The sequence below is a fragment of the Pseudoalteromonas aliena SW19 genome, from assembly GCF_014905615.1.
Taxonomy (GTDB): domain Bacteria; phylum Pseudomonadota; class Gammaproteobacteria; order Enterobacterales; family Alteromonadaceae; genus Pseudoalteromonas; species Pseudoalteromonas aliena.
This window is the reverse complement of sequence record NZ_AQGU01000029.1, coordinates 634660-654377: the sequence shown is the minus strand read 5'-3', so window position 1 is coordinate 654377 and position 19718 is coordinate 634660. Positions and strand designations below refer to the sequence as shown.

Below are 19718 nucleotides of genomic sequence, written 5' to 3'. Positions count from 1 at the left end.
TTGATTAGATTTGTTCAAACTTCGACGTTAAAACTTGTCTGCTAATGCTTCCCTGCTCATCTGTGACTTTGATCACCATATTTATTTCTTGATTGTTTAGCGAACAGGCATTGTATGCAGATTGCTTCAGAGTAATTTGTAAATCGTTAAGTGGTGAATTAGCAGCAATACCGTTTGGCAACATCGAGTTTATTGATGTACCTATACTTTCAATCGCAGGAAATAATTCAGATAAACCTGCCGACATTGTCGGCGTCCAAAACATACCGTTGTATTCAAAGTATTCTATTTCTATTAGTTGCTTATTTTCATTTAGCTCATGTAAGTCAAATAATGACCAGCCCATAGTGAGTAAGCGATCATCCGTAAACTGTTCAATATTTGCGATCACAACACTTCTGGCTGCTAACTCATTTAGACGTGTTATTAGAGAAGTAAGTTGATCCATCAATGCTTGCGTATAACCGCCTTGAGTGATTAAGCTAATCATCTCTCGACCTTGCAGTGCTAAATCAAAGCTCTCTTGTTGAATAGAGCTCAGTTCGGGGTTGATTTCTCTGAATTCTTTACAAAGTAATATTGGTTTTTTATCCAATGCTGCAATACTCGACAAACCCATATTTTCAGTTGTATCGCTTTGCTGCGCTAACCTTGCAAGAATTTCTTTGCCTGTCTGATTTTTTGAAAGATAAGCAATATTAATAGCGGTTGCTAAGCGTTCTAAGTTCACGTGAGAGCGAAGTGCTTTATAATCCGCTAATTTGTTATTAATAAATCCCGCAAAATCTGGAGATTTTAAAAGGCTAGGTTCAACGACTTGATAATCGCCGTCATACACATTAGTGAATGCTGCGGCTTCATTACTGAGCGCAACTAATACGCGTTCAAAGTTTAAGAGCTGCAGGTCGACATCGGGGTAAAACAAAGCATTTGAAGGGGCTGCTATTTTATTAAAACAAATGTCGTTACCACATTTCGCTAATTGAACGTTAATATCGTCAGGTAAGTTCGATGATTTATTTATAAGCTTATCTTGCAGCTCAATTGGAAGTGATTTTAAGGTACTTACATAGGTCTCAAGACGTCGGTTGAGTAAATTTACTCTACCTGATGCTATTTTTTCGGGTTCATAATTTTTCAACAACTGCCAAAAACGAACTTGTCTAGCTTGCACACTATTTAACTCAGTCTTTAGTTCTGACTTTTGAGTACTAGAAAAGTAGGGAAAAGTATCTATCTGTCTAAACATCTCTGAAAGTGAGTTATTTAGTGTGTTTTCTAATGAGACACCCAATGTAAAGCGTCGATACACAGCAGCATAACGTAAAGGTGTTGTTAGCCTTTCAAGTGATGAAAGTAATCCTAAACGAAAATTTTCTCTTCTAAATTGATCGCTTGCGGGGCTAAAGCCAAAATAGCCTGGTGGGTTAATAAATTCAGCGTAAAGCTCTATATATAATTGCTGCTGGAAAATATTTAAATCGGATAAAAGCGCTTCATAAGTTAATAAATCAGAAACATGAAACCAAGAATAATTTTCACGTTGTTGAAAACCGTTCGCTGTATTACGCAAATCCGTAAGTGTGTCGCAGGGAATGGAGAGGGGCTTAAAGCAAAGCGGTTGAAATTCAGGATCAGCCGCCTCACAAGTATCAACACAGGTATTTTGGTTATACTCTGAATAACATACTTGAGGTGTATAATTAACTACTTGAAAATTAGCATCGCACGTATTATCTATAGCCAGCGCACTGCCTATATTACATAGACCAAGAATACAAAGCGTGATATTTAAGCTTAAAGTTCTCTGAACACAATTAATCATTATTAAAGTCCTTTTAATATAGCTACCGTCTATCCATAGTAAGTACCCAACCAAGCCACAAACGCTTAACTTTTTGTTTACTTTAGTCCCTAAAAAATATAAATCAAGTAAAAGTTGATCCTTTTTCATACTGATGAAGATTTAATACAAAAGTCCATTCCATCTGAATAATTATATATACGTATTATTTAAAGTATTTAAAATACAAAAGTTTGAATTCACTAATACGTTTTTTATAAAGTGGCCATAAAGATTCTAATTAATCTATTTATACCCTTAAAATCATCCGCTATAGTATAAATACAAGAATTTAACATTTTAAAAATAAAATAAGCTTAGCAAGCTAAATTTAAAAACAAGAAGATAAAAGGCTATAGAATCAATATATTTTATACAGCGAGGTTAGATATACACTTATACCAATCTGCTTATATATGGGGTCTATTTAATGTTAAGAAAATTACGCTAGAACTAGGCAAAAATTTTTGTATCTAGTTGTTCTAAATAAAAAATTTTTAACGACGTTAGAGTGCAATTTAATTCGTTAAATTGATCAAAGATTTATGCAGTTTGGTATTATATACTGACTTTATTGAGGACTTAAAACTAACGGTAACTGCGTTAAAAACTTTTGATTTACGATTGCATTGGTGCAGGCTATTGTCGACAACAATGCATAGATGTCAAACACGCGCAGCTCTTCGAGTCCTGTCTAGGGGCGATTTACTTTGTGTTATCAACATAGAGATGAGGAAGAAGTGAGAGCAAAGCTCAGAGGCTTTGCTCAATTAAATAGTCCCTAGATAAATAGCCCTTAGATTGAGAGGTTTTTAAACTAAAAGGTCAACAGGCTCTGATTTAAATTTGAAATAATGACACTTCAATCTATTTTTTTAGAGTCAGGATTTTTCTGGAACTCGATTTAGAGTCAGAGGATTGATTCTCTTTAATACTCTTTGGCTTACCAACATAGGTTGTAGAGCGCTTTTGGTATGGGGCTTTACTTCGCTCGTTTTTACGTTCACTACTGCCGTTACTTCTTTGAACGTTGCGCTCACTACTTCGCTCGCCTTGACTAAAGCGTCGTGGGTTTTCGCCCTGAAAATCACGTTTTGTAGTGACTGCCGGCGTATTATTTTCTGATTGTTTATTGGTGTCGACCGAATGCTCTTGAGTTTTACCTGAGTCTGCGATTGAGTCGTTTATCTGCGCCATTTCGATATCTGATAAGTGACGCCACTGTCCTACTTTTAAATCCTTGAGTGTCACGTTCATTATACGGGTACGTTTTAAGGTAACAACTTCGTAACCTAGGTATTCACACATACGTCGTATTTGACGGTTTAAACCTTGTGTAAGGACTATTTTGAATTCTTTAGGACCGCTTTGTGTCACTTTACATTTTTTAGTAACAGTATCGAGAATAGGCACGCCATTTGCCATTTTGGTAACAAATTGACGATTAAGTGGTTTATCTACTGTAACGATATATTCTTTTTCGTGATTATTACCCGCACGCAAAATTTTATTAACAATGTCGCCTTCATTAGTTAAAAATATAAGGCCTTCAGAAGGTCTATCTAAACGCCCAATGGGAAATATACGCGTTGGATAATTAACTGCTCTTATAATATTACTCTGAATTTTACTTTCGGTTGTACACGTTATACCAACCGGTTTATTGTAAGCAATATAAACACGCTTTGGTGTTTCTTTAAGGGCCTTTCCATCCACTAATACGACATCGGTGGCAGCTACTTTTACGCCCATTTCAGGGGAGCTTCCATTAACGCTGACACGACCTTGCTCAATATATTTATCGGCTTCGCGGCGAGAGCAAAACCCTGTTTCACTAATAAATTTATTTAAACGTTTTAATTCAGTCATGACACTTATGGCGTAGTAATTTTTAAGGCGAGTAGTGTAAACCACCCGCACTATTTTTTCTCCCCTAATTTAATATTTATAACTGTTTAAGCATTAATTTTTGCTTGCGTTAATTTGCGCCACAGACACTCAAGCGGCCCTTGATTAAAATAACGACTATATATAATTGTAAATATCAGTTGCAATACAACCAATGCAGTCGCTACTAACCAATAATCAATTCGATTAAAACTAAGTACCCAATGCGTAAATAGCACTTTATATAGCAACAGTTGTATAAGCGTTTGGCTAATATACAAGGTAAATGCTAACCGCCCCGCTTGCTGAATAAGCGTGCCTATTTGTGGGCTGTTATTACAAAACTTAACAATTAAATGAATATAAAACGTAGCCATACCAAGCGCAGCAAACATATTTAGTAACTCTTGTATTGCATACATAAAGCCACTGTTGTATTGCGAGGTATAGAGCCTTAACGCACTAAAAGCGGTGGTTGCAATAATGACGGTTATTAGCTGTTGTGTGTTTAAGCCTTCACTAAATACACCTTGTTTATACAAATAAATACCAATGAGCATAATACCTGCGCACATCCACAGAGTCATTATTGGTACAATAAATACCATTAATGCATTCATACCTAAGTTGCTAATAAAGTAATCAATATAGTGCGGGCTGTACAAAGAGGTAAAATCTTGAGAATCGCGAAAAATAATATCGGTTGGTGAGCTATACATCACAAGCCCTGTAGTAACACCGCACAACAAAATAAACGCGACACCATGCTTTAAAAGTAATTCATTGTCACTTTCTAGGTATTTAATAACAAGCCAGCCTGACAAACCATAAACAAATAAAATATCACCAGCCCAGAGTAAAAAACCATGCGCTAAACCAAATAGTATTAACCAGTAAAGCCTGCTTTTTAACCGCACCGTTGATTTATGTTGCTGCCATTGAATGTAAAGTCCAACCCCAAATAGCAAGCTGAAAAGCGTTCTAAATCGACCGTCCACAAATAAAGTGCTAATGATGTGGATAATTGCATCGCTTATTGGTGGGTTATTCAAGCCAATGTAGCCTAGCTCAAAAAGCCCGAACGCATAGCCATTCATGTAAGCTAAACCAAGTACGGCAATACCCCGTATAAAATCCATATTATAGTTGCGCATTAAAGCTAGTGTCCGTTAAATATTATTTTTATAATTATCAGCCCAGTCGACAGACTGTTGATAAATTTTAGGTAATATCGCACTGTCAATATTTAGCAGAATAACAGCTTGCTCAAGTGCCCACCAGCTACCCGTTTCATATGCTTTAACAACATTTAAGATATAGTACAGTGTATTTTTTTCATCGAGTAATGCGGCTTTTATTTCTTCAGGGAATGGTAATTTTTCGACGAGTAGCCCCATAGGTTGATCTAAAATTGCATCGAGCAATGAAAACAAACCGGTTAAAAAAGCTTCACCTACTTGGTGCTTTGCTACTCTTTTAGCAATTAACTCGCTAAAACGCGCACGCACTACGCACACTTGCATCAATTCGGTTGGTTTTTTATCTGCGGTATAAGCGGTCACAATTAAGCTGACAAACTTCTTTAAACGATCGTGCCCTAAATAAACAAGTGCTTGTTTTAAAGATGAAATTTCACCTTGAATCGGAAATACGCCGCTATTAATTAAACGCAGTAATTTATAAGCCAATGCTGCATCGAGTTCAAACAGACCAGAAATAATTTTTATATCTGGGCTTGGTTTCATAATTTCAGCGTAAATGGCGACAATTAAACCGTAGTTATAATTAATATCTTTTTGCTTTATCATGGTCGGTTTTGCAAAAAAGTACCCCTGAAAATAATCAAACCCCATGTCAAATGCTAGTTGGTAATCATCTTGCGTTTCTATTTTTTCAGCTAATATTTTTATTTGCTTATGTTTTTGGAGTTTTTCTACTACAGGGAGTATGTCATCAAGAGGAGTGATTGCGATATCAAATTTTATGAGTTTAACCAGCTTTAGAAAACGGTCCCACTGGGGGGTGTATACAAAATCATCGAGGGCTAACTTATAATTACTATGGAATAAGCCTTTGCATAATTCATAGTTGTCATCGGTAGGCTCTATTGTTTCAAGTAATTCGATAACAACATCTTGGCAAGGTAAAAAAGCACATAAATCAAGTTTTAATGATTCAGGCCCTATATTAATAAGCGCTTTTTTGCCTGATGTAATATGACGAGTACCGAGGTTAAGCTGGTTCTCCATAATAAGTCTGGCTGTAGCCTGCCCATCGGCTATATCTGGAAAATAATTTTTAGGGCTATCACGAAAAAGTAGCTCGTAAGCTACCACTTTTTGACTTCGATTGAAGATTGCTTGCCTCGCAACAAATACAGACACATTACCTACTTCTTAGTTTTTATATCAGACTAAGCAATTAAACATTAAACGGGTACAGTTGTCACGAAACTTTATTGTCTTTAACAATTTATCGATATAACTGCGCTATGTAATTAGCCGCTACTTCAATCCATGAGAAACGCGCTTGTTGTGCACTTTCTTTTATTTTATGCCACTTTTTAGGATCGTGCTTTTTAAGTGATAGAGTTTCATCCAAGCAGTTAAGCAGATTACTTGCTTGCAACGCTAAAGAAGTGCCATTAAAACTAAAACCATTCTCATCATGTTCAACGGTATCTTTTAATCCACCAACACTGTGCACTAAACACGGTTGTCCGGCGCGCATAGCCAGCATCTGGCTAATACCGCAAGGTTCAAACGAACTAGGCATTAAAAACAAATCCCCTAGTTGATACATTAAATCCCCAATACCTTGCCCATAGCCTTTTAAAAATAACAGATTTGAATTACGCGCCATCGCTTTACTAAAAATACTTTCAAGCTCTTTATCTCCTGAGCCTAAAATAATGAGTCGACCATTATACTTATTAATTATTTGACATACGCTATCAATAGCTAAACGGCCATCTACCTGCTGACACAGTAATAATACTTTTTGCTCTGTAAGACGCCCTACGCTTGTTACTAAGGGGCCATTAGCAGCTGTGGCTTTAAATTGCTGTAGTCGTTGGTGTGCAATATAGTAGCTGCTTTGTAGTTGTTCATTGTTACTCATCCAGCCAAATAATGTATTTTCAATTTTTTTATATAAAGTGTCCAAGTCAGCGTTTTTAGTATTCGACTCTGGATATTCACAGCCATTTAGAATACCAATTAATTTGCCTTGTTTAGCACTATTTTGCAGATCGTGCTCAAGCCCCTCACCACCGAAAAAACCTCTGTCATTGTTACTCGGACTAAGCACTTCTTGGCTATAGGTTGGCGACACTAAATGCACCTTGTCGGCTAAATTAATAGCACTTCGCATTGGATTAAAACAATGTGGATAACGCGGATCGCATAAATGCTGACCATTATAGTTCAGTGAGGGAAACCATGTCTCCAAGCTTGATTCATCATGTTTAAATGGTCTGATACCTTGCAGTGCAATATTGTGAACGGTGTAAGCAATGTGTATATTTTTTAGTGAACTATAACGAGGTTCAAACTTAATCAAAACAGCAACACAGGCACTGTGCCAATCATGTAAATGCAATGCATTGGGGCGTGTAAGTAAGCCTTGTGATAACGCTTCACACACGGCTGCATTAAATAATGCAAATTTAGTTGCATCGGTTGCAAACGGTCTACCTGGCGCATCGTTACAATACACACTACCAGATCCGCTAAACAGCGGATGGCTAACAACAATTTGACTCACATTGTTATTCGTTTGCTGTATTTTAAACAGTGTTAACACGTGAGGCTGAGCATTAAATACAACGGTTACTTCACCAATATAAATACGTGTAAGCGGCTCAAAGCCGTAATCTGGAATAACAACTTCAACGGTTACCCCTTGATCTGCAAGTGCCTTTGGCGCATCGCGCACCACATCAGCCACTCCACCTACTTTAGCGCCTGGTAACGCGTCATTTTCTGCTGCAACCATAAGTACATGCATTAATTTACTACTTCCTTTAACCTGTGTGGACTTGCTCATAAATGAGCAAGCTTTGTTGTCGTACTTATCTAACTTGTTATTACGCTAATTTTTTATTTTCATTTGCTTGACGTGCTAGTTTTTTTGCAAGTTCAATGAGCATATCACGTGTTACCAGTACGATACCTTTTTTGGATACTCGAAAGCCGTTATCTTCATCTGTTTTACGATCGAATCCAATCTCAAGCCCTGCAGGTATTTCACAGCTTCTATCTATTATTGCCCGCTTAATTCTGCAGCTTCGATTTATAATAGCGCCGGGTAAAATCACTGACTCCTCGATTTCACAAAATGAACGTACATGCACGTTAGAAAATAATAATGATTTTCTAACTACAGAGCCGGAGATAATACACCCACCCGATACAGTAGAATCAAGCGCCATACCACGACGGTCATCGTCATCAAATATGAATTTTGCAGGAGGAACTTGTTCTTGATACGTCCAAATAGGCCATGTTGGATCGTACAAGTCAAGTTGAGGTTCAGGCATCACTAATTCCATATTAGCTTCCCAAAACGAATCTAGCGTACCTACATCGCGCCAGTAAGGTTGAGCACCTTGCAGGGGATCCATAAATGGAAAGGCAAATACGTTATGCTCTTCTATTATCGCAGGTATTATATCGTGGCCAAAATCGCGACCAGACCCTTCATTTTCGGCATCTTTTTTAAGTTGCTCAAATAAAAACTCTGTATTAAATACGTAGTTGCCCATTGATGCTAAACAGGTTCCAGGCTTTCCGGGCACAGAACTTGGTATTGCTGGCTTTTCATCAAAACGACAAACACGGTTATCTTCATTTACCGTCATGACACCAAACGTATCAGCAGCTTCTTCTACTGGCACTTCAATACAACAAACGGTCATGTCAGCGCCATTTTCTACGTGCTTAGCTAAAAGGGCACCGTAATCCATACGATATACATGATCCCCAGATAAAATCATTACATACTTAGGTAATTCGTGACGAATAATATCTATGTTTTGAAAAACTGCGTCAGCTGTCCCACAATACCAGTCGTCGCCCTTACGCTGTGATGCTGGTAGAATCTCAACCGATTCACCCAATTCTTTTTTAAAGTGCCCCCAAGCACGATTCACATGCCGAATAAGCGAATGAGATTTATATTGCGTAGCAATACCGACGCGCCGAACCCCTGAGTTGATGCAGTTAGATAATGGAAAGTCGATTATCCGATGCTTACCACCAAAATAAACGGCAGGCTTTGCACGCCAATCGGTCAACTCGTGTAACCGTGAACCGCGACCTCCTGCTAGTATTAGTGCGTAAGTTTCTCTGGTAAGGCTACTTATATAACGATTTGCATAACTGGGCATAATACTCTCTCCATTTAGTCTTTGCTGTTAGTGATATGACTTTTAGTTGTCGTTAAGTCAGTTGCACTAATATTAAGGGGTTCTAGATGCCAAATGTCGTCACTGTATTGGCTTATCGTTCTATCACTTGAAAACATGCCACTGGCTGCTGTATTCAAAATACTCATTCGTGTCCAGGAGGTTTGATCTGCGTAAGCTTTATCTACTTCTTTTTGAGCACTAATGTAACTTTCAAAATCGTGTGCAACCAGCCAAGGATCGTTCGAACTCTTAATTGCGTTAATTAAATCGTCAAATAAACACGGCTCAAACAAATTAAAATGCCCGCTTTCTAAAAGCTGCATTACATTTGCTAAATCAGTATTTTCTGCAATTATATGCGCTGGATTGTAACGCGATTTTATCTCATCAATTTGATGGGCTTGTGCCCCAAACAAGAAGAAATTGTCGGCGCCTACCGCATCTCTAATTTCTATATTTGCGCCATCTAGCGTCCCTATTGTTAATGCACCATTCATCATAAACTTCATATTGCCGGTGCCCGATGCTTCTTTACCTGCGGTAGACACTTGCTCTGATAAATCGGTTGCGGGGCAAATAACTTCCATCGCCGTTACGTTATAATTTGGCAAAAAAGCAACCCGTAAATACGGTGCGGCAAGGGGATCTTTATTAATCACCTCGGCAACATTATTAATCAACTTGATAATTTTTTTAGCCATGTAATAACCAGGCGCCGCTTTACCACCAAGTAATACACAGCGTGGTACAAGTCCTTGCGTATCACCTCGGCGAATGCGGTCATACAAATGAATCACATGCAGTATGTTAAGTAGCTGACGTTTGTATTCGTGGATACGCTTTACTTGCACGTCAAACATCATCGACACATCAAACTCAACATCGCAGCGTGTTTTGACTAAATCAACGAGACGTTGTTTATTTTCGCGTTTAGCTGATTGCCAGTGTCCATGAAATACTTGGTCATCAAAAAAGCGGCGTAGCTGGCTAATTTGAGCAAAGTCGCCGACCCAATCGTTACCAATTTTTTCACTAATTAGGCTGCTCAAAATCGGGTTACAGTGTGCAAGCCAGCGACGTGGCGTTACGCCATTTGTTTTATTGTTAAATTTATCTGGCCATAGCGCATAAAACTCTTTAAACAAACCGGCTTTTAATAGCTCAGTATGCAATGCCGCGACCCCATTTACAGAATAGCTGCCAACTATTGCTAAATAAGCCATGCGTATTTGCGGTTCATCACCTTCTTCAATCAGCGACAGCGCACGTTGTTTGCTCACATCACCTGGCCAGTGCTGTGCCACCAGCGCTAAAAAGCGTGCGTTTATTTCGTAAACGATTTCTAAGATACGTGGCAGTAGCCTCGCAAATAATGATACTGACCATTTTTCCAGTGCTTCAGGTAGCAATGTATGATTTGTATAGGCCATTGTTTTAGTTGTAATGCGCCAAGCATCATCCCAATCAAGCTCGTAATCATCAATCAAAATACGCATAAGCTCTGCAACGGCAATGCTTGGATGTGTATCGTTTAATTGAAAAACATGAAAGTCAGAAAAATCACTAAAACTCTCACCCTGTTGTGAAACCCACTGATCAACAATATCCTGAATACTCGCTGATGATAAAAAGTATTGCTGACGTAATCTAAGCTCTTTCCCATTTTCACTGCTGTCATTTGGATAAAGCACCATGGTGATTTGTTCAGCAAGGTTCTTTTGTGCAACCGCTTCTGAGTAACTACCGGCGTTAAACTCAGTTAAATTAAATTCGTCCGTCGCTTCTGATTTCCATAAGCGCAGAGTATTAACAATATTATTTTTATAACCAGGAATTGGTACATCATAAGGCACCGCTAGTACATCGTGCGAACTTATCCACTGACGATGCGCGCGTCCGAATTTATCCGTATAACTTTGCACATAGCCACCAAATTTAACGCGCTTAGCATGCTCTGGTGCACTTAGTTCCCACGGATGCCCTTCGCGCAACCAATTATCGGGTTGTTCAATTTGGTTCCCATCGTCAATAGATTGATTAAACATGCCATATTCGTATCGCAGACCATAGCCGATTACAGGTAAAGCGAGACTTGCACAACTATCTAAAAAGCAAGCAGCTAAACGACCTAAACCGCCATTACCAAGCCCTGCATCATGCTCAGCATCTTCAAGCGTCTCAATGGTTGTACAATACTCTTGTAATGCACCTGCCACCTGTCCGTCTAAGTCAAGGTTTAGTATTGCATTACCCAGTGCGCGGCCCATTAAAAACTCAAGAGACAGATAAGCAGTTTTACGGCATTTTTTTTGCCTAATTTGCTGATTGGTTTCTCTACAGCGTGCAACGAGCCTATCGCGAATAGTCAATGCTAACGCATGGTATAAATATAGCTGTGATTCGCCAATTTTATCGCGCCCAAGGGTATAATAAAAATGCCGTGTTAAGTCATCCTTTAGTGTACTTTCATCAATCACGGGGCCGTCTTGCCAACCCTTTACTACACATACTTGTTCATCTTGTTTAGCCATGACCTATTTCCTCTAAATTTGCACTGAATACCCAGCTGCTTTGTGCCGAAATTTCAACCATCGCACCGCTATCACTACTAATAGATGCATTATTGACACTTGATAAAACCATTTGCCAAGGCGCTTTTATTGGAGAAGGCGGCAATTGACACGAGACTACTTTTTTACTGGCATTAAATATAATCAAGAGCGCATGTTTATTTTGCTTGTCGAGCAAACTGTACATCAAAAATTGCCGTGTACTTTCATGCCAATGCGCATCAGACATGGTTGCCCCATCCTCGGTAAACCATCTAACGGTAAAACGCTCGTCTATGTCATTTAAAAATACACTGTGTTTAAATGCACTGTGGGCACGGCGAATCTTTAGTGCATCATCTACAAATCGGGTTAAGGTATGATTTAATTGCGAGTCTTTCCATGCAAGCCAACTCGTACGATTATTTTGGCAATAGGCATTATTGTTGCCACCTTGAGAGTGGGCCATTTCGCTGCCTGATGCGAGCATCGGCACGCCTTTAGATAGAATTAGTGTGAGCAAAAAATTCTTCTGTTGCTGTAAGCGAAGTGCTGTAACAAGTGGATCGTCAGTAAAGCCCTCCACACCACAATTAAAAGAATAGTTCGCACTGTGACCATCTCGGTTTTGCTCACCATTTGCTTCATTATGTTTTTCTTCGTAGCTCACTAAATCAGCAAGTGTGAAACCATCATGGCTGGTTATAAAGTTAATACTATTAAGAGGACCCCGTTCGCTGTGCTCAAAAATATCAAACGAGCCATGTAAACGTTTAGCAACGGTAGCAATAATACCTTCTTCGCTTCTCCAAAAGCGTTTTATTACATCGCGGTATTGATCGTTCCACTCTCGCCATGGTGAAGGAAAAGCGCCTAACTGATAGCCACCAGGGCCTATATCCCAAGGCTCACTAATAAGCTTTACTTTGTTTAAAATAGGATCTTGGGCAATTGCTTGTAAAAAAGTATGCGACGCACTAAACCCTGACTGAGAGCGTCCTAAAATCGTCGCCAAATCAAACCTAAAGCCATCAACGCCCATCGTCTCGACCCAGTAACGAAGGCTATCGAGGACAAGTTGTAATACGCGGGGATGATCAATGTTAATCGTATTACCACAACCCGTATCGTTTATATATACATCAGGTTGACCGTTTACAGTACGGTAATAAGTTAAGTTATCAAAGCCTCTGAGGGAGAGTATAGGGCCGTCATTACCAGCCTCAGCGGTGTGGTTGTATACGACATCAATAATAACTTCGATGTCAGCGGCATGAAGCTGCTGCACCATTTGCTTAAACTCATTGATATCATCGTTAACCAAATAGTCTTTGTGAGGCGTAAAAAAGTTAACAGTGTTGTATCCCCAATAGTTTTGCAGTCCTTTTCCTGTTAAAAACTGCTCGCTAATAAATGAATGAACTGGCAAAAGTTCAACGGCTGTAATACCAAAACTTTGTAAATGTTCAATAAAACTTGGATGACTTAACCCTAAAAACTTCCCTCTCAGAGACTTAGGTATTTTAGGGTGACGATACGTTGCCCCTTTTACATGGCACTCGTAAATAACGGTGTTTGACCATCTATGGTTTGGCTTTTTATGGGCATAAAGCGAAGGCGCTATTACTTTTGATTTAAATATATCAATAGCATTATCAACGGTGCTTTTAGTGCCAATGGGCATTTGTCCGTAATGACGCTCACTCCAAGTAAATTCGCCAAACAAGTCTTTTGCGTAGGGGTCTATTAGTAGTTTTTTTTCATTAAATAATTGCCCTTGCTTAGGGTTGTATTCCCCCTCGACTCTAAAGCCATACAAAGCGCCTTCATTTAAAGGCGATATATAAATACTCCAAATACCACCTTCATTAATATTCATCGCTATTTTTAGGATTTCTGAATGGCCACTTTTATCAAACAAACATAGATAAGCTTGCGCTGCTTTTGGCGCATAGAGTGCAAAGTTAACACCGCCATCAGCAATAATTGAGCCTAACGGTTCAACGTGGCCATGAGTGATTTTAAATTGATTACTCATCGTCAACCTTTTGCAAATAAATAGTCGTTAAACCGCCAATAGCAATAGAAATACTTTGCTCAAATCCATGACTTGCAACAGCAGATGCTTTAATAAGCTGCCCGTCATTTTGGGTTACTTCGATCCCCGAGCCAAAAAATTGCGTTTCATCCGTATTTAAAATGACTTGATAGTAACCTTTACAGGGGACGCCAATATCGTAATGTTGATATGACATTGGTGTAAAATTGGCTATCACTACTACAAAATCACGTGCGCGTTTAGCATAGCGCACAAAACTTAAAATGCTTTGCTCGTTATTATTGTTGTCTATCCAAGTGAAACCAGTTGCACTTGTATCAAGCTCGTATAAAGCAGGTTGGTTTTTATAAATGTAATTAAGCGTTTTAATCGTTTGCTTTATGCCCATGTGACTTTGATGCTCTAATAAGTGCCAATCAATTGAATGATCGTGCCCCCACTCACTTCGCTGCGCTATTTCACACCCCATAAACAATAGTTTTTTACCTGGATGCGCCCACATAAACGCATAGTACGCACGTAGATTTGCAAATTTTTGCCAATCATCGCCTGGCATTTTTTCAATCAACGAGCCTTTACCATGCACGACTTCGTCATGACTTAATGGCAAAATGAAATTTTCACTAAAGGCGTACACCATCGAAAATGTCATTTCGTGGTGATGATGCTGTTTGTAAAGTGGATCGCGTTGCATGTATTGCAAACTATCGTTCATCCAGCCCATATTCCATTTATAGCCAAATCCGAGACCATTGTGCTGAACATCTTGTGTAACCCCAGGCCATGCAGTTGATTCTTCAGCCACCATCATAATGCCAGAATTATTTTTATAGCTGCGAAGATTGACTTGCTTTAAGCACTCAATTGCACCTAAGTTTTCGCGTCCACCAAAACAGTTAGGGATCCACTCCCCCTCTTTACGGCTGTAATCTAAGTACAGCATGGAAGCCACTGCATCTACGCGCAAACCATCAAGCCCAAATTGATGCAACCAATACATGGCATTGGAAATCAAAAAGCTTTTAACTTCAGGGCGATCATAGTTATAAATATAGGTGTTCCAATCGGGGTGAAAACCTTGGCGCATGTCGGCATGCTCATACAAGTGGGTGCCATCAAATTGATGCAAGCCATGCGGATCACTTGGAAAGTGCCCCGGTACCCAGTCTATTAAAATGCCTAAATTAGCTTTGTGGCATTGCTCTACAAAATATTTAAAACTGTTGTAATCGCCAAAGCGGCTGGTTGGTGCAAATAAACCCACCGGCTGATAACCCCACGAGCCATCAAAAGGGTATTCACTGATAGGCATTAGTTGCAAGTGAGTAAAGTTCATTTCCAGCGCATAGTTAACGAGTGTGTCAGCGAGCTCTGCGTAACTTAAATAACGATTGTTGTCACCGCGTTGCCATGACCCCAAATGTACTTCATAAATACTGATAGGCGCATCAATATGGTTACGCTTTTGTCTATTATTTATCGCTTGCTCATCAAGCGTTATAGGATCTGGCTTATATTGTAAGACGCTGGCAGTCCCTGGCGCTTGTTGCATTTTAAATGCAAACGGATCTGCTTTTTCTAGTACGTCTCCACTTTGCGTGGTAATTGCAAATTTATAACACATATCGGCTTCAAGCCCGGGTATAAACAATTCCCAAACACCACTGGCAGGGTGAAAACGCATAAAGTGACGATTAGCTTGCCAAAAATTAAACTCACCAATAATAGATACACTAGCTGCATTGGGTGCCCAAACACAAAAGCACACACCTTCTATGTTTTGTTGGGTGCAAAAATGCGCACCAAAGTGCGAGTATGCATGCTCTAAACTACCTTCATTAAATAAATACATTGCCTGTGCATCAAGCTCACTCTTAAAACTGTACTCATCGTAATACGTAATGACTGCATTTTCATATTCAGCTTCACATTTGTAAGGAGCCGTCGGCAAATCGTTGAGCTTTGCAATAAACAAGTCACTTTGCTTATATCGCTGCGCTTTTATTTTTTTACCCAAAGAATCAACCGTCACATTCAAAGCAGTCGGCAAATACAACCGTAACTCTATGTTTAAGTTATTTAATTTATGTACCCCAAGAAAACTAAATGGGTCTTTAAATCGCCCAATATTTAGGGCTTGCACTTGTGCATCGTAATTATTAAAAGATGATCCAATCTTATCTACTACAGAGCTGTTCATTAACCTTTCCTTATTGAATCAATAGCAGCTAAAAAAGATGCATTCTTATTAAAAATTTCTTCACACGTGTGGTTTAAAGCACGACGCCAATTTGGGTACTCAGTATCAGTACCTGGAATATTTACAGGGTATTGCTGCTCATCTAAATCGTCTATTTGCAAGGCAAATAATCGAGACTGAGATTTGGCTAAACATAATACAAGTGATTGATATACATCAGTTGCATTACTTTGTAAGTCAAGCTCTTGTGTTTGATTGGCGTTAATAAAGCGCAGTAGCTTTTGTCGCTCTTCAACTCGCTGTTTAGCAAGGCTGGTGCATAGCTGTTCATCAATTAAATTATATTGCTGCTTTATGTCTAAATCGTCGTGTTGCCACCAGCCCTTAAAGGGAGGTACATCATGATTGGCAATCATTAATAAGCAATGGGGCGATAAATCATTTATTGAAATAAACTCGCCATCGTACTGCTTTTCAAAATAGAACAAACTGTTAGAAAAAATACCGCTAGATGCCAAAGCGTGCCTTACCTCAGGAGGGACGACACCTAAGTCCTCACCAATAACAAGACTCTGATTAATATGCGATTCAATTTTTAAAATTGCGAGTAAGTGTTCGAATGGATAATAAACATAGCAGCCATCTTGTTTGCCGTTGGTTTCAAAGCACCACCATAAGCGCCTAATAGCCATTACGTGATCAATTCGCAGCCCACCAACATCTTGCATATTGGCGCGAATGAGTGAGCGATAAAACTGGTAGTGGTTATTGCCAAGTTTTTGAGGGGTAAGTGCAGGTAATCCCCAATTTTGGCCCGCTTCAGCCCATGGATCTGGCGGAGCCCCAACATGTGCACCTTGACTAAATAAACTTTGTTGGGCGTTAAATTCAACACCATCACCAGCACATCCCACTGCTAAATCGTTTATTAAGCCAATCGTCATTCCCTGCGCCACACAACTATTCTGGCAAAGTGCCAATTGCAAATGTGCTTGCCACTGCAGGTAATAATCAAACATTAAGTTATCTGATTCTAGCGTTTTTAATGTAGTTGAATACGCATTACAAAAATCAGTAAATGCTTGGCGACGCTCGTGGCAAGCCGTTTTCTCAAAGTGATTATAAAGCGTTTTAAATAACCTATATTTGATGCAGCTTACATTTTCGTAATTTATAAATTTTTCATTACTTTGCATCAGCGCAGTTAGGTCATCGCTTTGCATTAATGTATTGAGTTCTAGATTATTTTTAGCGTCATCGCATAGATCAATGGCGATATAAAGAGGGTTTAGCAAAGCACGGCTGTTTGGGCTATAAGGACTCGCCCGCTGTGGCATATCAGCGAATAATAGATGAAGAGGGTTAAGTAAAATATAATCCATGCTTTGCGCACCACATAAGTGTGTTAAGGCTAATAAATCGCCGAAATCTCCAATCCCTAATTGCGCTTTATTTTTTAAAGTATAGAGCTGAATGGACAGCCCGGTGCATTTTTTATTGGCTACTTGATAAACTTGCTCAGGCACAGACCAAATTTGCGTCTGTGTTAGTTGCTCTCCAACTTGCACCGTTGCATCATGATATCCCACAGGAATATTTGGTAATGAGAGAGCAAGTTCAATATAGCGAACGCCGTCTAGGTAGTATTCACCTACAATAGGTAAACCATGTAGCGTTTGAAATGTTAAATTAACACCCAGTGATTCTATTTTGACGTATGTAACAGCGTGACTTTGACGCTCATCAATGCGTATTTTTAACGTATTCTCGGGTGACTCAACTAAGCTAACACTGGGTACTAATTGTAACCACACAGCCACATCTAACTCATAGTTTAGGTGCGCAATTTGATTGTTATCGTCGGGATTTACACCACTACATTGCAAAGCTCGCTTACGTGTCTCTTCGCTAAAAAAAACCTGTTCGCCGTTATATTTAGTGAACTCATAGCCAATGCCATGCAGGTAAAACAACTGCGAAAGAGCGTCCATATCTCTACCTTAATTTATACGTTGCGTATTAACTATGCTATTTACTGTACCAAATGTATTGCCAATGTAGCCATCAGCTTGATGATCGTTATCCCAAATGTTGCCATTTATCAAATAACGAAAGTGGAATTGTTGATCAATTGGAAGGCGTTGCTTACATTTAAACACGCCCTGTTTTTTATTAAGCTTCATAGGCACTGGTTGCCAATCATTAAATTCACCGAGTAAACAGACTTGCTCTGCTTCAGGGTGAGTAAATTCAAAAGTAACTTCAGCTTCATTTTTTGTTTTAAAAAAACGTTTATTCAACATAGCAGGCTCCAACTAAACCAAAAAAGGGACTTAATTTTTGCCACAAGCCATACAACTAAACTAAAAGGCGATGTGGATTCCATTCAAAATCATTTAACGCGAATAATACCAATTTTATTAAAAACATGATCTTTCTATCGCATTAAATAACTCACTAACTGCGTTGAAATTATTCATATAGAATAACTATATGTCACAATTTTCGCCTTGTTATTGTGCTATTTTCTTCGCGCTATAATAGATCACCTATTTAATGCAATTGGTATAAGTTAAACAAAACTTTATTTAAGCATTATTACAGTGCAAATATTTCTGCTATTGCACGCATTTAGTGCAGTTGAAACGTCAACCGTACCACTTTGACAAAGTTCTATTTATTGTAGCAATTTCTAAACCAACAGCGAGCCGAGTCAGTTATTATTTAATAACATGTCTTTTTACTTTAACCAACATACAAAGGGAGTGCTTTACAATATAAAACACTTTCGTTATGTCCCCCCATAAGCGATAATACATATATATTAACACTCTGAAATATCTAAAATTTCATGTTGAAAAAAAACATTTTACTTACTATGGCCATCGCAATTTTAATAATAGCGACTTTTGTTGGCTCTTCAATCTATACCCTTTACAGTAAAAAAGAAATCTCAATTGATCCTAAATTAAAAGAAATATCAGGTATCGAATTTGATAAGCATAAACGGCTATGGGCTATTAACGATGGAGGCAATGATCCTAAGCTTTATCGGCTTAATAAGGACGGCTCTATCGCTAAAGAAATATTGGTTGAAAACGCTAAAAACATTGATTGGGAAGACATGACTCAAAATAAGTTTGGGCACTTTTTCTTAGGCGATTTTGGTAATAATAAGAACGATCGAAGATGGCTTACTATTTATAAAATAGAAAACCCAATAGATATAAAAACCGACACTACTCAGGCTGAAATAATTAAATTTACTTATCCAGAAATGGATGGCAGTCCCATAAAGCCAAATAATCGTAATTTTGATTTAGAAGCATTTGTCGCACTAGGTCGTCATTTGTATCTATTTACTAAAAACCGTACAGAGCCATTCGACGGCATAACTAAGGTTTATAAGGTAGGCGACCACGCTGCGAACTTTAAAGCACAGTTAATTGGTTCATTTAAAACCTGTACCACAATGGAAAAATTATGTTGGATAACCTCTGCGGCATTAAGCCCCGATCGTAAAAAATTAGTATTACTTGATTCAACCAGCATTTGGTTATTTGAAAACTTTGAAGGTGATAAATTTTTCTCTGGTGATGTATCAAAAATAGACTTGGGGATTGTTACTCAAAAAGAAGCCGTTACTTTTTTTGATGACAATACGATAGTATTTACAGATGAGGAGTTTAACGGAATTGGCGGAAACGCTTATTTTATTAAGCTTGATGAGGTAAAAAAAGTAATCGTAAGCAGACCTCTCGATAAATGAA

The 19718-nt window shown here is 38.7% G+C and carries 12 protein-coding genes; 1 reads left to right on the top strand and 11 read right to left on the bottom strand.

Annotated elements, in window-relative coordinates:
* Nucleotides 1-4 precede the first annotated feature (4 nt).
* The 11 genes from PALI_RS19245 to PALI_RS19195 form a co-directional block, all read right to left on the bottom strand.
* Nucleotides 5-1825, bottom strand: coding sequence for a hypothetical protein (locus PALI_RS19245; RefSeq protein WP_193156647.1), 1821 nt, complete (start codon nt 1823-1825; stop codon nt 5-7).
* Between the two features lie 885 nt (nt 1826-2710).
* On the bottom strand, nt 2711-3712 hold the full coding sequence (rluF, locus tag PALI_RS19240) for a 23S rRNA pseudouridine(2604) synthase RluF (protein WP_193156646.1): 1002 nt from the start codon (nt 3710-3712) through the stop codon (nt 2711-2713).
* Between the two features lie 86 nt (nt 3713-3798).
* Nucleotides 3799-4869, bottom strand: a complete 1071-nt coding sequence (locus PALI_RS19235; protein ID WP_193157062.1) for a DUF418 domain-containing protein — start codon at nt 4867-4869, stop codon at nt 3799-3801.
* 30 nt (nt 4870-4899) lie between these two features.
* Nucleotides 4900-6114: an EAL and HDOD domain-containing protein gene (locus PALI_RS19230; RefSeq protein WP_193156645.1), complete on the bottom strand. Its 1215-nt coding sequence runs from the start codon at nt 6112-6114 to the stop codon at nt 4900-4902.
* Between the two features lie 88 nt (nt 6115-6202).
* A complete protein-coding gene (locus PALI_RS19225) occupies nt 6203-7738 on the bottom strand; it encodes a glycogen synthase (RefSeq protein ID WP_193157061.1) in 1536 nt (511 codons plus the stop codon).
* 79 nt (nt 7739-7817) lie between these two features.
* Nucleotides 7818-9119, bottom strand: a complete 1302-nt coding sequence (gene glgC / locus PALI_RS19220; protein ID WP_193156644.1) for a glucose-1-phosphate adenylyltransferase — start codon at nt 9117-9119, stop codon at nt 7818-7820.
* Between the two features lie 14 nt (nt 9120-9133).
* Nucleotides 9134-11671: a glycogen/starch/alpha-glucan phosphorylase gene (locus PALI_RS19215; protein WP_193156643.1), complete on the bottom strand. Its 2538-nt coding sequence runs from the start codon at nt 11669-11671 to the stop codon at nt 9134-9136.
* Nucleotides 11664-13727: a glycogen debranching protein GlgX gene (gene glgX, locus PALI_RS19210; RefSeq protein WP_193156642.1), complete on the bottom strand. Its 2064-nt coding sequence runs from the start codon at nt 13725-13727 to the stop codon at nt 11664-11666. Before glgX ends, PALI_RS19215 begins: the two co-directional genes overlap by 8 nt.
* Complete coding sequence (glgB, locus tag PALI_RS19205) at nt 13720-15948, bottom strand: 1,4-alpha-glucan branching protein GlgB (protein WP_193156641.1); 2229 nt, start codon at nt 15946-15948, stop codon at nt 13720-13722. Before glgB ends, glgX begins: the two co-directional genes overlap by 8 nt.
* Complete coding sequence (malQ, locus tag PALI_RS19200) at nt 15948-17939, bottom strand: 4-alpha-glucanotransferase (protein WP_193156640.1); 1992 nt, start codon at nt 17937-17939, stop codon at nt 15948-15950. Before malQ ends, glgB begins: the two co-directional genes overlap by 1 nt.
* A gap of 9 nt (nt 17940-17948) precedes the next feature.
* The gene (locus PALI_RS19195; RefSeq protein WP_193156639.1) at nt 17949-18251 is read right to left on the bottom strand and encodes an isoamylase early set domain-containing protein; all 303 of its coding nucleotides are present in this window, start codon (nt 18249-18251) and stop codon (nt 17949-17951) included.
* Nucleotides 18252-18799: 548 nt separating this feature from the next.
* On the opposite strand from PALI_RS19195, the gene PALI_RS19190 reads away from it, so the two are divergent.
* Nucleotides 18800-19717, top strand: coding sequence for a hypothetical protein (locus PALI_RS19190; RefSeq protein ID WP_193156638.1), 918 nt, complete (start codon nt 18800-18802; stop codon nt 19715-19717).
* Nucleotide 19718: the final 1 nt, after the last annotated feature.

Coding starts and splice junctions, on each gene's coding strand:
- PALI_RS19235 (WP_193157062.1), bottom strand. CDS start 4,869: ATGGATTTTATACGGGGTATTGCCGTACTTGGTTTAGCTTACATGAAT.
- PALI_RS19225 (WP_193157061.1), bottom strand. CDS start 7,738: ATGCATGTACTTATGGTTGCAGCAGAAAATGACGCGTTACCAGGCGCT.
- PALI_RS19245 (WP_193156647.1), bottom strand. CDS start 1,825: ATGATTAATTGTGTTCAGAGAACTTTAAGCTTAAATATCACGCTTTGT.
- PALI_RS19215 (WP_193156643.1), bottom strand. CDS start 11,671: ATGGCTAAACAAGATGAACAAGTATGTGTAGTAAAGGGTTGGCAAGAC.
- PALI_RS19190 (WP_193156638.1), top strand. CDS start 18,800: ATGTTGAAAAAAAACATTTTACTTACTATGGCCATCGCAATTTTAATA.
- glgC (WP_193156644.1), bottom strand. CDS start 9,119: ATGCCCAGTTATGCAAATCGTTATATAAGTAGCCTTACCAGAGAAACT.
- PALI_RS19195 (WP_193156639.1), bottom strand. CDS start 18,251: ATGTTGAATAAACGTTTTTTTAAAACAAAAAATGAAGCTGAAGTTACT.
- glgX (WP_193156642.1), bottom strand. CDS start 13,727: ATGAGTAATCAATTTAAAATCACTCATGGCCACGTTGAACCGTTAGGC.
- glgB (WP_193156641.1), bottom strand. CDS start 15,948: ATGAACAGCTCTGTAGTAGATAAGATTGGATCATCTTTTAATAATTAC.
- rluF (WP_193156646.1), bottom strand. CDS start 3,712: ATGACTGAATTAAAACGTTTAAATAAATTTATTAGTGAAACAGGGTTT.
- malQ (WP_193156640.1), bottom strand. CDS start 17,939: ATGGACGCTCTTTCGCAGTTGTTTTACCTGCATGGCATTGGCTATGAG.